This is a genomic window from Planomicrobium sp. CPCC 101110, assembly GCF_007859395.1.
Classification (GTDB): Bacteria; Bacillota; Bacilli; order Bacillales_A; family Planococcaceae; genus Planococcus.
Genome location: NZ_VOHD01000003.1, coordinates 321,054 through 334,135, shown reverse-complemented (window position 1 = coordinate 334,135; position 13,082 = coordinate 321,054). Strand labels below are relative to the sequence as shown.

Genomic DNA, 13,082 nt, shown 5'->3' with positions numbered 1-13,082 from the left:
AAATGGCATTCGTTTATCAACCCCTTTCTTTCCCTTGATATTTAAGTTGTCTCTGGCGAGTGTTGATATATATTTATGAGTATTTCATTTACAATATAATTACCGGAATTGTTAATCTTATTATTTTTACGGATATTCGATAAAAGGAGTGGGACAAAATGGAAAAGTCTCAACGCACAAAAGATCCTTGGAACGCGACTCTATATGATCAAAACCATTCATTTGTCTCAGAGTACGGAAACGATCTTATTGAACTGCTAGCCCCGAAACAAGGAGAGAAAATCCTTGATCTTGGTTGTGGAACGGGAGATTTGGCGAAGAAATTATCCGATGGCGGAGTGGATGTTGCAGGGGTGGATAATTCCAGCAATATGATTGCGGAAGCGCTGGGCAAATACCCCGAGATTCGCTTTCTGGTCCGGGATGCAACTGACTTGGGGTATAGCGCTGAATTTGATGCGGTATTTTCTAATGCGACCCTTCACTGGGTGAAGCAGCCAAAACAAGCCTTAAGCAGCATTTTCCAAAGCTTGAAACCGAAAGGCAGGTTTGTTGCGGAATTTGGCGGCAAAGGGAACGTCCAGACCATCACCGAGGAAGTCATCCATCAATTGAAAGAAGAAGGCATCAGCCACAGCCCGGACCAATTTCCTTGGTATTTCCCGAGTATCGGTGAATATGCGCCTTTGATGGAGGAAGCAGGATTCAAAGTCATCTTCGCCCAGCACTTTGACAGGCCGACTCCCCTAAATGGCGAAGACGGGTTGAAGAATTGGATAGAAATGTTCGGCGGCTACATGTTTGAAAAGGTCGATGAAGACACAAAAAATAACATCATAACCAAAGCTGAGAGAAATTTAAAATCCGTTTTATGGGAAGATGGAAGTTGGACAGCTGATTATAAAAGGATTCGGGTTATCGGAATAAAAGAATAGCCGGGTAAAGTGACTGCAATAAGGGTTGCCGTATAAATCAACATATTGGTTGCTATTTGACAGAACCAGCCGCCTATTATTGAGAAATAAAAAAACACCCTGCTGCTTGCAGGGTGTTCAATGCCTTTCATGGGTTGTTTCAGCAGGCGAAAAGCCCTTTTATCAGACCGCAGGCTAAATCTTGAAACCTATAGTTTAAAACTCAAACGTATAATCCCCGCATCTTTTAGAGAGTTGAAGAGAATGACTAGAATCGGCCCCAATATGACTCCTAAAAATCCAAAAAGCTTCAGGCCAAGGAACATGGCGATCAAAGTGGCTAATGGCGACAATCCGATATGGTTGCCCATCACTTTTGGCTCCATCACTCTTCGCACCACCAAAAGAATCAATCCAAGAATCGCCAGTTTCACACCCAGCACTGCATCTCCGGCAAGAAAATGATATAGGGACCATGGGCCGAGGACAATGATTGAACCGATTAGCGGAAACAGATCCACAAGCCAAATGATAATTGCCATCACCAGTGCGGTTTGAGGCGATATGACCAAAAGCCCTATCAGGGCAACTATGAAAATATAAATGCTGACATGGAATTGGGCTTTTAAAAATCCTACGAAAACTTGCTTCATTCTTAATGTCATCAATTGAAATTTCTGGGCAGTGCCGGTTGTCATCAAGCCCAGGATTTTTTCTTTTAACCGTGGAAGGTCCAGCAAAAACAAAAACAAGGCGATCAAATATACGATCAGGCTTACTAGAAGATTAGGGATGTTTTTGAGGTGCGCACCTATCATTTGCAAGCTGAATATTTCTGTAAGCTTCATCTTTATCGTATCAAAGAAGTTCTGGACATATAGAGACAGCTCTATCAGGATGCTTTCAGGCAGATTATCCGCTTTGCCAAAAAGATTTTCTTCAAACCCTACCCAAATATCGTTTATTTCTGTTATGTAATATGGAATATTTTCGATGAACCTGGCCACTTCCCCCACTAAAATAGCGACGATGAAATAAGCAGATACACCGAGGGCAAAAGTAAATATGATAAAAACGGTTAAGACGGCTAACTTTCGGTTGGGGAAGAATTTCTTCTTATGCAAAAGCCTGACTGCCGGTTCCAGCATCAGCGCAGTCAAAAAAGCGACAATGAGCGGCACGGATGCGGGCAAAACGATCAAACCCATCACCGCAAAAAAAGCGATCCATAAAATAATCCTGATTGTTCGTTTGGACAAAATAGTAGTCATCGTAAATTCCTTTCACCTTCAGTTTTACCTTTTCCTTCATTTACAGCCTCAGTTCAGCAGCAATATTGATATTAACATACTACTAAAGAATACGGGTCTCCCTTTTCATAGCATATCAAACATCGTATGGCATTGGCTGCTTCCTATGCTCAATTGCAGAGCCGCATCCATGGTTTCCATCTTATTTTCATAAAACCATTAACATTTCCATCCTAAACTTTTCATTTTCATGGATATGCTTTTATCATTTCCCGGATTTTCAAATATAGTTAACACAATCCAACTAATCATTTGCTTTATTTGCTTTGCTGTAGGACTTTCCGAATTGTAAGAGAGCTATAACCGTTGGTTCCCCATTCTTGAAAATAAAATTTTTGATTATTTTTAACCAATTTTATACAAATATAGAAATTATTATTTTTTCCCATTCCAGTAATGTTATGGTAAACATAGGAAAAAGGGCGATGCGGGAGCGGATAAAATGAAAAAAATGAATAAAAGTTTCTTAACGTTACTAGCAATTTTAATGTTTTTGATCCCAGTCGGTGCTGTTTCGGCAGCTTCGGTAGCAGGCGGCGAATTGGTTTACAAAGGCGGCCAGACAGATACCTATGTATATTCGGATATCAGGGACGCCATTACGACGAACTCTAACAGATATATGGTATGGGCGGCAGTCAAAGTCTGCAGCAGTACATATTCTTCAGGGTGGCAGGCAGATAAAGCTTACAAGCAGCAGGCTCGGGTGTGGTATTGCGACGAGTCTTCGCATTATGACTATTACAAAAGATAAGATTTAAAAAACTATCGCCCTTTTTCCTTTATCTTTGAGTTATGGATTTTTAGGAGGAACTATGAAAAAACTGCTGTTTATATTTTTAATAGGGCAACTGGTTCTGTTGTCGTACATTTTCAATAAATCTGTTTACGATATCTACGAGTTGAATAATCTCGGGGATCCGTCCCTGGAAGGATACATCATAGAGGCGGTGTCAGGAAACGAACTGAACGGATTGTACAATGAATTCGATGATTATTGCCTTTCAAAACAAGCATGCCGGCTGCAGCTGGTCAAGACGCCTGTTTCCGAAAACAACACTTTCGTTTACGAGATTTACCATAGCCAAATGGAGGACTTGAACAAACCCCAATCCATCTCTTCCGACACTGTTTTTTCCTATCACGGCCTGACAAAAGAAGAGTTTGTCGACAGCAGCGGTGTCTTCTATACCGATTTACCTCCTGAAACCTTACAGGGCTTTGCGGATGGACTCGGAATCTCAATTGAGCGGCACAGCAATAATATCGCTTATGATCAGATTGCAAAAAACAACATCCTGAATTTCGCAGTTCTGCTGATTCTTACTCAGCTAGTGCTGTTCATTTATACTTTCACGCGCATCAAAGTAAATGCAATCAAGAAAATGCTGGGTTATTCGAACATCGATATGATAAAGGCTTCGCTAAAAGATTTTCTGAAGATGGAAACCATCATCGTCATAACGACGATCGCCCTTCACCTTGGTTATTATGCGGCCATAGGAAATGTTGTACCGCGCTACTTTTTATTGCTGGGCGCATTTTCACTTTCAGTCGTTCTGCTGAATCTGGCCTTGTTGCTCGTCACCCAGATAAGCCTGCGATTCATTGACATCAATTTGATGGTCAAAAACAAAGTCTACTCGAACCGTTCAAATATGGCCCTGCATGTCGTCAAAGTATCGCTGATATTAGCAATCACTTTATCTGTTTCCGCTTTCATCAAAACTTATCAGGACTACCAGAAAACATCCCAAGAACTGGAACAGTACTCGCAGCTGGAAGGCTACTTCACATCCAATGGCTATAATTTTGATGAAGATTCAAGGGCCCGCAGAAACCTTGATCTGCTTGCAGCTTACGGAAACTCCATTGAAGAGATGGTTGATTTCTTTGATGAAAAAGGGCAGCTTTACGTTAATGACGCCTATGTTCTGGAACTGCTGTCACCCACCTATCTAGAAATCCACGGGCTGACGGAAGAAGACATATACAACTCCATTGAAGAAAATTATATTGTGGCCAACGAGCGGTATATCCAAGAATTCATGAAGCTGAAGGATCCAGCAGGCAAAGTCCTGGAAAATTTCCAATCGGAAGAACCGGCCCTTTTGGTTCCGGCAAAATACAAAGATCAAGAATCGACTGTGAAAAAATTCTATATCAAGCAATACAATGACCTGCTGAATTACAACGAATTTTTCGGATTAAAGAAAGCGGAAAAAGAAGGGATTTCAGATCTGGATATCGTTTATATAGCGGATGATCAGGAATATGAACTGCTTGGCCAAACCGTGTCCGGCGAATCGGATATCAGCAAACTGAAAAATTCTATTGTATTGATTGATAAAGGGGATTTCGGCAGCCTTTATTACTATGATCTTTTGAACCGCGGAGATATATACTTCAAACTGAAAGAACGCGACGAATTCAATCAAGCACTTGCCCAATACCAATTAAGCAGCCTTGTGAATGCCGGGACGCTATTGACGCCTTACATGGACAAATTGCACTTTACGGAATTTATCCTGGATAATCTGTTGGTCTTCACTGTACTGTTTTTGTTCACTTTACTGTTCGTTATGTACATCTCCAATTATGTGGATGTTGTTTCCAATAGCAAAAGGTACGCCATCCAGTATATGCACGGGTTTAGCATAGCCAAAATGTTCAACCCTCAATTCATGGTCTGGCTTGTGCTGCTGACGGCCATTTCCTTGAAACTATTCATAGAATTCAATGTCCTCGTTTACTTGTCCATGCTCGTCCTTGACCTGCTTATTTTGCTGTACTTGTATAGAAAAGTGATCCAAACAAACATCCACGAAGTTATTAAGGGGGGATAATCATGGCGGTAATCGAATTGGCCAATATTACTAAAGCATATGGCAAAGAAGAAATTCTGTCAGATATAAATTTATCCATTGAAAGCGGAGAAATGGTTGCCATCATCGGCAAAAGCGGCAAAGGGAAGACGACCTTGCTGAATATCATAGGTTTGATCACTCCGCAAAATACCGGCGACCTGTCCTTATGGGATCAGAAAAACCCTTCTCTCCATTCAAAAACAACCATGATGCTGAGAAGGGAAAAAATCGGGTACCTGTTCCAGAATTTCGGGCTTGCAGAAGATGAAACGGTTGAATGGAACTTGAACTTGGCGCTGGAATATAAAAAGATGAATAAAAAAAGCAAAGCTGAAAAAATCAGCCTGCTTCTGGAGGAGTTCCGCCTCTCCCACTTGAAAGATAAAAGAATTTATCAATTGAGTGGCGGTGAACAGCAGCGCATTGCTATCATCCGGTTGATTTTACAGGAAAGCAGCCTGATTCTGGCAGACGAACCGACAGCCAGTCTAGACGCCGAAAATGAAAGAATCATCATGGAATATCTGAAGCAGTTGAACGAACAAGGAAAAACAATCGTTGTCGTAACCCATAACCAAGCCATTCTTCCCTACTTTTCACGGATCATCAATTTGAGTGAAGTTTAGGGAATGGCACCGGCTCTTTCAGGATGACCGGAGGCGTGCCTTCCGGTAATGCAAAGAGAATCGATCCAGTTGAACTGATGATCTTAAACCGCATGCTCCCTTGAATAAGGATCACCCCAAATCAGTTGAAAACGCCAAAAAGAACGGCCGCAACCGTGCTTAGACACGTTACGGACGTTCTTTTCTTTATGGAGAGATCATATTTTATCTGCTTTCATACGCGGCCGCACCATACGTTGAAAGTTTCAACAAGTTCATGACCGCAATGGTCTTTTCCTTGATCAGCCATTCGGCTTGCGCCATCGCTTCTTCGACGGTGCAGGGGCCGGAGACGATCGAGAAAGCGGAAACGAGTCCGATCTCCATCGCTTGCGCGCTTGTTAAAGCTTGTGATCCGGCGAGCGCAATGACCGGAACGCCGGCCTTCCCCGCCGCTTTTGTGATGCCGGTGATGAGTTTGCCATCGAGCGTCTGCGCATCAAGCCGGCCTTCCCCCGTGATCACCAAGTCAGCACCTCTGATTTTTTCATCAAAGCCGATCGTCTCCATGACCAGATCGATTCCCGACTGCAGCGTTGCATGGAGGAATGCAATAAGCGAAGCGCCCATGCCGCCCGCTGCTCCGCCGCCTTCATAACTTCTGAGATCCACGCCCTTTTGCGCCATAACGACATCCGCAAAATGGCCGAGCGCCGCATCCAGCTGCCCGACCATTTCCGGAGTGGCCCCTTTTTGCGGGCCAAAAACGGCGGATGCGCCGGATGGGCCGCATAATTTGTTCCGGACATCGCTCGCGACCAGAAACGCCGATTCGCCAATGCGCGGATCCAAGGCCGAACCATCAAAACGCGCAAGCCGGGCAAGCGCCGCGCCGCCGTCTTCCAGTTCGTTCCCTGCCGCATCAAAGAACTTGGTTCCAAGCGCCCGCAGCATTCCCGCCCCGGCATCATTCGTCGCACTGCCGCCGATCCCGATGATGAACTTGCGGTAACCTGCATCAAGCGCCGCCCGGATCAGTTCGCCCGTCCCGAAACTCGACGCGGCCAGTGGATTGCGTTCCCTTTCGGCCAGCAGCGGCAGTCCGGAGGCTTGTGCCATTTCGATGATGACGGTCTCACCGTCGCTCAATACACCATAAGCCGACTCGATTTTCCGGAGCAGCGGATCCTGCACTTCCGTCTTGGCCATATTGCCGCCCGTTGCGTATACCATGCTTTCCATGATTCCTTCGCCGCCGTCAGCCAAAGGAAGCTCCACCACTTCGGCTTCCGGAAACACGGCATGGATCCCTTCCTTGACTGCCCTGCAGACGCCTTGCGCCGGCAGCGAGCCTTTGAACGAATCCGGTGCCACAACAATTTTCATCCGTTTCCCTCCCCAAGTTTGCTCTGCTTTGGATTCCACTATACCAATTCGCACGCTTCAAAAAATAAAAGACAACTTGGGCAGCCGCCTTTTATTCTTTGAGGTGCGTCCCTTAAAGACCGGGTGAAAAATTTTCATATGCTTTTTTGATGCGGCCCCAGTCCAGTTCAGCAGTAGTGTCGACCCGGTAATCCGCACCGTCCAATGCAGGGCCGACGCCTACCGCGAACATCCCGCCCGCTTTGATCGCCGCAATTCCGGCAAGGGCATCTTCAATCCCGATCGAGTGCTCCGGCAACGCGCCAAGCTTTTCGCAGGCAGTCAGGAAAATCTCCGGATCCGGCTTTGAATTTCGGACAGTGGCTGCGTCCACCACATAGTCGAACGCAGTTTCCAGATCCAGCGCTTCCAGGACCGTTTGGGCGTTTTTTGAAACCGACGCAATGGCGATCGGCAGTCCTTCTCCCTTGATCTCGGCGATCAATTCCAGAATCCCCGGCAGGATATCGTCCGGGCCCAGTTTCTTCAGCAATTCCTGGTAATGGCGGTTTTTCCGGTCGGCCATCTCTTCTTTTTCCTGATCGGTGAAGCGGTCCTGCTGATTGCCGTTGTGAAGGATGAGATCGAGCGAGTCCATCCGGCTAATGCCTTTCAGCTTTTCATTGAACGCTTCATCAAACGGAATTCCCAGTTCCTCCGCCAGCTTTTTCCACGCCAAAAAATGAAAATGCGCGGTGTCCGTGATCACGCCGTCCAAGTCAAACACCACTGCGTCTAATTTTTTCATTCCGCTACTTCCCTTCCAACTGAACAGTCGTTATTTCCAAGCGGTCTTCCAACAGGAATTCTTCCCCTGAAACCGAGATGCGCATGCTCGGGCCGGAAAGCTTCGTGAAGCTGAGCTTTTCATGCGACAACACAAGTTCCAGCCGCCGGCCCCGGTATACAAGGGGGAAAGCGAGTTCCGTCCACTGCTCCGGAAGCTTCGGCGCAAGGCTCAACACGCCGCCGCCAGCCCTGATATTGGCGAAGCCGAAGACGGTGACGAGCCACAGGGCGCCGAGCGCAGCGCTGTGGAGGCCTTCATCCGACGAATTCGGGTCCGGTCCCAAGTCGATTTCGCACGCTTCCTGAAAAAAGCGGTAAGCGGACTCCGCCTGGCCGCACCGGACTGCCACAATCGCGTGGATGGCTTTGCTCAGCGACGAATCGTGGATCGTGCGGTATTCGTAATACTCCAGGTTCCGGAGCGCCGTTTCCGGCGGGACCAGATCCGGGAACAAATACAGAAGCATGACAACATCCGCCTGCTTGAGGATCTGCATATCGTTCACTTCTTTTCGTGAATAATCGAGCAGAATCCCTTGGCTGCCCTGATGCTCCTTGTATTTTGCAAGGTCGATTTCCGGCAGCGACAAAAAGGTGTCATCCTGTGGAATCAGCCCCTCCCGGTCCGCTTCCGGCAAATACAGCCGGTCCAAAAAATCCTCGGCCCGCCGCTTGAACGCTTCCTCTTCCTCTCCGAACTGAGCCATGAACCTGAGCGCCTGTTTGACGTTGTAGTGCGCCATATGATTGGTGAACGCATTGTTGTCCACGTGCTCCGTGTACTCATCCGGCCCGATGACATCTTTCAGCGACAGCCGGCCGCCTTCATCCGTTGCCCGGCTTATCCAGAACCGGGCGGTTTCCTTCAAAAGCGCCAAGCCCTCTTTCTTCATGAACGCTTCATCTGTTGTCGCTTCGTAATACTGGACCGTGGCATAGGCGATGTCCGCTGCGATGTGGTGCTCGGCAAGGGGCGACGCGACCCGCTGGCGTTCCCCCGTCCGGATGTTGATGGCCGCGAACTCCGGCGTCTCTTCCCGTCCGGAAAACGCGCTTTCCCACGGGAACAACGCCCCCTCATAACCGTTTTGGGCCGCCTTGCCTTTTGCGCCTTCTAGCTTCAGATACCGGTAGCGCAGCAGTTTCCGGGCCGTTTCGGGTTCGGTGAACAAATGGAACGGCAAGATGAAAATCTCGGAATCCCAGAACACATGGCCTTTATACCCTTCCCCCGTCAGCCCTTTCGCACCGACGCTGAAGCGCTCATCGTGCGATGGCGCCATGATTTCCAGGTGGTAAAGCGCGAAGTCGAGCGCGAACTGGTCAAACGGATCCCTTGAAGCGATCTTCACTTGCTTCCGCTGCCAAAACGCCTGCCATTCGGCGCTTGACGCCGCGAACAAGGCCTTGTAGCCGGCTTTCGCGGCTTCCCGCCCCTTCAGGACGCACGCCTCTTCCGGTTCCTGTCCTTCCAAGTCCCGGTCAAGCGAAGTATAGAGCGCGGAAATCTTTTCAAACTCATATGGTTTCCCGTCTTCGATCTTCAGTTTCACCGTCTGCAGCAGCTGCCGGTTTTTGGCGGTGAAACTGCGGACAGCCCTTTTATCGCAGCGGAAAATGGCGGCTGCGGCGATTCTGTGCCCTGATTCGCCCGTTTCATAGCTGCCCATCATCACTTCTTCATCAAATACCCGGACCGCCCTTTCGGCCAGGTGCTGCCGGCCGAAATTGGTCTGCTGGGCGTCGATGCCGCTGGCCACTTCCACTTCCGCGTCTTTGTCGAGGCTCGTGATGGTGACTTTGGAGGCGAGCACATGCAGGTCGGCTTTCGAAACAAAGCGCTGGAACAGCAGGTGGAATCTCGCACCTTCCCTGTTTTTCCAGAGGATCTGCCGGCGCAGTTCCCCGCCCGACAAATCCAGCTGCCGGCGGTAATAGCAGATTTCCCCGTCCAGAAGCGAAAAGACGGTTCCGTCGATCTTGATGCGCATGCCTGCCAGATCCGGCAAGTTGACAAGATCGGATGCCTCGCCCGCTCCGGCCTTGTTGTAGATGCCCGCAATATACAGGCCGCGCGTCTGCTCGGTGTATGCTTCCTCGTTCGCTGCGCGCATGCCCAAGTAGCCGTTTCCCTGCGCCATCAGGCTGCCATACTTTTTCATGTACTGCACATCGAATTCCGTTTCGGCCAGTGTTCGTTTTCCTGTCATAGCGATACGCTTTCACCCTTTTCAGCTGACCTGTACAGCGCCTCGACGATCTGCTGGATGAGAAATCCCTGTTCGCCGTCCGCGATCATGGCTTCCTTGCCCAAACAGTTGTCGATGAACGCTGCCATGCTTTTGCGCTGGCACTCCGGATCAGCTTGGTTTTTTTGGTAGAGGGTGACCAGCTTCCCGTCCCTGTCCGTATGGATATGGGCCGGAAATAGCGTGGCGCCTGCCTGGTCCCCCATAAATGCGGCATTCATGATGGAGTCTTCCTTGATGTGGAGCGCGAATGAAGTTTCAATCTGAAGCAAGCCGCCCCCTTCAAGCTCGATGAAACCGAAAAGCGAATCCTCCACTTCGTATTTTTGGGGATCCCATTCACCGAAGGAGCCGCTGGATTTTTGGGTGCCGATTTTCTGGAACTGCTTGGCCGTGACCCTTTTGACCGCGGGAAAACCGAGCACATACATGGCGGCATCAAGCATATGGACGCCGATGTCGATCAGCGGACCGCCGCCCTGCAATTCCTTATTGGTGAAATACCCCCAGCCCGGGATGCCGCTCCGGCGCAGCGCCTGGACTTTCGTGACGTAGATGTCGCCAAGCAATCCGGCCGCCGCTTTTTCCCGGATGATTTTCACATCTTCCGCAAAGCGGTTATGAAAATTATAGGCAAGCACCAGGCTGCGCGCTTTGGCCGCTTGGTGCATCTTCCACGCTTCGTCCGCGGAAATCGCCGGCGGCTTTTCGCAAAGCACATGGCAGCCATTTTCCAGCGCTTTCATGACGGCCGCATAATGGAAGCTGTTCGGCGTGCAGACGCTGGCAATATCAGGATTTTCCACCGCATACATCTCATCCGCATCGGTATAGAACCGGGGGATGGCGTTCCGTTCCGCAAACGCCTGCACACGTTCCGCGTTTCTCCCTAACACCGCCACGACTTCAATCGCTTTCTGTTCCCGGTAATGCGGGACATGGACCGCTTCCGCGATGTTCCCCCCGCCGATGATCACTGCTTTTTTCTTTTCCAACGGGCATTCTCCTTTAGCCTACGCTAGCGCTTTTCTCAAAAACTCGGCCGACTCCCTGTACTGCTCCTCCAGGTTTTCGCCTTTCACACGGCATTCAAGCGTCAAATAGCCCGAATAACCGTCTTTCTTCAACCCTTCGAACAAGCGCTTGAAATCAAGCGAGCCGCTTCCCGGCTGGAACCGCTGGTTGTCGGCCAAGTGAATATGCCCGATCACATCGCGGTTGGCGTGCAGCGTCTCCGCCATATCGTCTTCTTCGATGTTCATATGGTAAAAGTCGGCGATAACCTGGATCCGTTCAAACCCGTTCGATTCAACATAGCGCCTCGCGTCCGCCACCGTATTGATCATATGGTCCTCATAGCGGTTCAGGGGCTCCAGGTAAATGACCGTCCCCGTTTCCTCCGCCGCCTCATTCAGAAAAGCGAGCGAGCGGTTGATGGCATCCCGGTCCCCTTCTTCATCCCTTGGCGGCTCCAACGGCGGCAGGCGGTAGGAGAACTGGCCCCAGGCAGCCGGTACGACAATGCCTTTTCCGCCGACCTGCTGCAGCGCTTTGAGAATCTCTTTGATTTCGTTCAAGCCGTTCAGCCGCTTTTCCTCGTTAAAATCGCCGATCCAGCCGTCATAGCCGCCGCATGCGCTGGCGACCGGAAGGCCGGTTTCCTCAACGGCCCTTTTCACTTCATCAAGATTGTCGACCAGCAGCTTGCCGTCGATCTCAAATCCGTCAAAGCCCATCTCCTTGATGACGCGGAATTTCTCGCCAATCTTCTCAGGAAAGAACGGCTGGTTTTGTGTGCCAAGTTTCATCCCTTTTCCTCCTCATGGTCAAGCTTCGGGTACAGTTTTCGGATGATGGACAGAGCCTTTTTCCAGCTCCACGCCCATCTTGATGCTCAATTCCGGATTTTGGTCGACATATTTCACGTATGCGTCCGCGCTGTCCTGGAAAGGAACAATCGGGTCGATAATGTCTTCGCAGTTGATATAGCCGTTCATCAACAGTTCCCAGCACGTGTCTTCGATCCGCTTGCGGTTCCACCGCGGATAATCCGGATTCGGTTCGCTTGCCGCGCGGGAAAAGACGATTTTCGCGTTGTTGAAATGTGCTTCGCGCCCGAAGTTCAGGCCTTCCGGAAACGATTTTCCGAAAGCGACATAGGAAATGGTGCCGCCGTAAGCGATGCCTTTCAGGGATCCTTGGAGGGCCGCCGCGTTGCCGCTCGTTTCGATGATGGCGTCTGCCCCGACTTTGTTCGTCAGTTTTTTGATTTCGAACCCGACGTCAACCGCAGTCGGGTCGAGCGCGTGGTCCGCTCCGTTGCGAAGCGCGACTTTTCGCCGGTGGGCGATCGGGTCAACGGCAATGACGATGCTCGCCCCCGCTTTTTTTGCCAATTGGACAGCGATCTGCCCGATGGCGCCAAGCCCTACAATCACTGCATAGTCTCCGGCACGGACATTGGCGTCCCGGACGCCGGATAATGCGAATTGTGCGGGGTCGTAACAGACCGCGTTCTGCCATTTTGCGCCTTCCGGCATTTTGCGGAGGCGGTGGTTGTCGACGCCGTCGACGATGACCGTTTCCATGACCGGCCCGTAGGTGCAGACCATATCCCCGATTTCATAGTCGGCCACTTCATCGCCCACTTCGACGATTTTCCCGACGATCATGTTGCCAAGCGGCATCTCGCCGAAGACAAGGCCTTTGGCTCCTTCCTTCCGCGGCATGAACATGCGCCACTCCTCCGAGAATTCCTCTTCGATAAACGGGGTCTGCCCCCGGAAATCCGCCACTTCGGTGCCGTGCTTCGGTGAGGCTTCTTTCACCGCGATCTTCACTTCCCATGGCTGGATCGGACGTTCTTCGTATTCGATCAATGCTGCCACTCTCGGTTTGACTGCCACTAACTTTTTCATTGAAA

At 49.7% G+C, this 13,082-nt stretch carries 11 protein-coding genes; 4 read left to right on the top strand and 7 right to left on the bottom strand.

The features are described 5' to 3' along the window. Positions 1 to 158 precede the first annotated feature (158 nt). On the top strand, positions 159 to 935 hold the full coding sequence (locus tag FQV30_RS01825; protein WP_146498440.1) for a class I SAM-dependent methyltransferase: 777 nt from the start codon (positions 159 to 161) through the stop codon (positions 933 to 935). A 188-nt stretch (positions 936 to 1,123) separates the two neighbouring features. Here the strand turns inward: FQV30_RS01825 and ytvI are convergent, their stop codons facing one another. Beyond that, positions 1,124 to 2,185: a sporulation integral membrane protein YtvI gene (gene ytvI / locus FQV30_RS01820; RefSeq protein ID WP_146498439.1), complete on the bottom strand. Its 1,062-nt coding sequence runs from the start codon at positions 2,183 to 2,185 to the stop codon at positions 1,124 to 1,126. Between the two features lie 481 nt (positions 2,186 to 2,666). On the opposite strand from ytvI, the gene FQV30_RS01815 reads away from it, so the two are divergent. The 3 genes from FQV30_RS01815 to FQV30_RS01805 all read left to right on the top strand — a co-directional run bounded on the left by FQV30_RS01815 (position 2,667) and on the right by FQV30_RS01805 (position 5,717). After that, complete coding sequence (locus FQV30_RS01815; protein WP_146498438.1) at positions 2,667 to 2,978, top strand: hypothetical protein; 312 nt, start codon at positions 2,667 to 2,669, stop codon at positions 2,976 to 2,978. A gap of 61 nt (positions 2,979 to 3,039) precedes the next feature. After that, the gene (locus FQV30_RS01810; RefSeq protein WP_146498437.1) at positions 3,040 to 5,070 is read left to right on the top strand and encodes a hypothetical protein; all 2,031 of its coding nucleotides are present in this window, start codon (positions 3,040 to 3,042) and stop codon (positions 5,068 to 5,070) included. A gap of 2 nt (positions 5,071 to 5,072) precedes the next feature. Next, the gene (locus FQV30_RS01805; RefSeq protein ID WP_146498436.1) at positions 5,073 to 5,717 is read left to right on the top strand and encodes a putative bacteriocin export ABC transporter; all 645 of its coding nucleotides are present in this window, start codon (positions 5,073 to 5,075) and stop codon (positions 5,715 to 5,717) included. A gap of 204 nt (positions 5,718 to 5,921) precedes the next feature. On the opposite strand, the gene FQV30_RS01800 is transcribed toward FQV30_RS01805, so the two are convergent. The 6 genes from FQV30_RS01800 to FQV30_RS01775 form a co-directional block, all read right to left on the bottom strand. Next, entirely contained in the window at positions 5,922 to 7,082 is a 1,161-nt protein-coding gene (locus FQV30_RS01800) for a glycerate kinase (RefSeq protein ID WP_146498435.1), read from the bottom strand. A 112-nt stretch (positions 7,083 to 7,194) separates the two neighbouring features. Continuing rightward, on the bottom strand, positions 7,195 to 7,869 hold the full coding sequence (gene pgmB, locus FQV30_RS01795) for a beta-phosphoglucomutase (RefSeq protein WP_146498434.1): 675 nt from the start codon (positions 7,867 to 7,869) through the stop codon (positions 7,195 to 7,197). A 4-nt stretch (positions 7,870 to 7,873) separates the two neighbouring features. Then, on the bottom strand, positions 7,874 to 10,120 hold the full coding sequence (locus FQV30_RS01790; protein WP_146498433.1) for a glycoside hydrolase family 65 protein: 2,247 nt from the start codon (positions 10,118 to 10,120) through the stop codon (positions 7,874 to 7,876). Continuing rightward, a complete protein-coding gene (locus FQV30_RS01785) occupies positions 10,117 to 11,154 on the bottom strand; it encodes a Gfo/Idh/MocA family protein (RefSeq protein WP_146498432.1) in 1,038 nt (345 codons plus the stop codon). The genes FQV30_RS01790 and FQV30_RS01785 overlap by 4 nt, the downstream gene beginning before the upstream one ends. Positions 11,155 to 11,172: 18 nt before the next feature. Continuing rightward, positions 11,173 to 11,967: a sugar phosphate isomerase/epimerase family protein gene (locus tag FQV30_RS01780; protein WP_146498431.1), complete on the bottom strand. Its 795-nt coding sequence runs from the start codon at positions 11,965 to 11,967 to the stop codon at positions 11,173 to 11,175. 18 nt (positions 11,968 to 11,985) lie between these two features. Next, positions 11,986 to 13,077, bottom strand: a complete 1,092-nt coding sequence (locus FQV30_RS01775; RefSeq protein WP_146498430.1) for a zinc-dependent alcohol dehydrogenase — start codon at positions 13,075 to 13,077, stop codon at positions 11,986 to 11,988. Positions 13,078 to 13,082 lie beyond the last annotated feature (5 nt).

Excerpts from the sequence above, each read along its gene's own strand:
- FQV30_RS01775 (WP_146498430.1), bottom strand. The coding sequence starts at position 13,077 with ATGAAAAAGTTAGTGGCAGTCAAACCGAGAGTGGCAGCATTGATCGAA.
- FQV30_RS01790 (WP_146498433.1), bottom strand. The coding sequence starts at position 10,120 with ATGACAGGAAAACGAACACTGGCCGAAACGGAATTCGATGTGCAGTAC.
- FQV30_RS01805 (WP_146498436.1), top strand. The coding sequence starts at position 5,073 with ATGGCGGTAATCGAATTGGCCAATATTACTAAAGCATATGGCAAAGAA.
- ytvI (WP_146498439.1), bottom strand. The coding sequence starts at position 2,185 with ATGACTACTATTTTGTCCAAACGAACAATCAGGATTATTTTATGGATC.
- FQV30_RS01800 (WP_146498435.1), bottom strand. The coding sequence starts at position 7,082 with ATGAAAATTGTTGTGGCACCGGATTCGTTCAAAGGCTCGCTGCCGGCG.
- pgmB (WP_146498434.1), bottom strand. The coding sequence starts at position 7,869 with ATGAAAAAATTAGACGCAGTGGTGTTTGACTTGGACGGCGTGATCACG.
- FQV30_RS01810 (WP_146498437.1), top strand. The coding sequence starts at position 3,040 with ATGAAAAAACTGCTGTTTATATTTTTAATAGGGCAACTGGTTCTGTTG.
- FQV30_RS01780 (WP_146498431.1), bottom strand. The coding sequence starts at position 11,967 with ATGAAACTTGGCACACAAAACCAGCCGTTCTTTCCTGAGAAGATTGGC.
- FQV30_RS01815 (WP_146498438.1), top strand. The coding sequence starts at position 2,667 with ATGAAAAAAATGAATAAAAGTTTCTTAACGTTACTAGCAATTTTAATG.
- FQV30_RS01825 (WP_146498440.1), top strand. The coding sequence starts at position 159 with ATGGAAAAGTCTCAACGCACAAAAGATCCTTGGAACGCGACTCTATAT.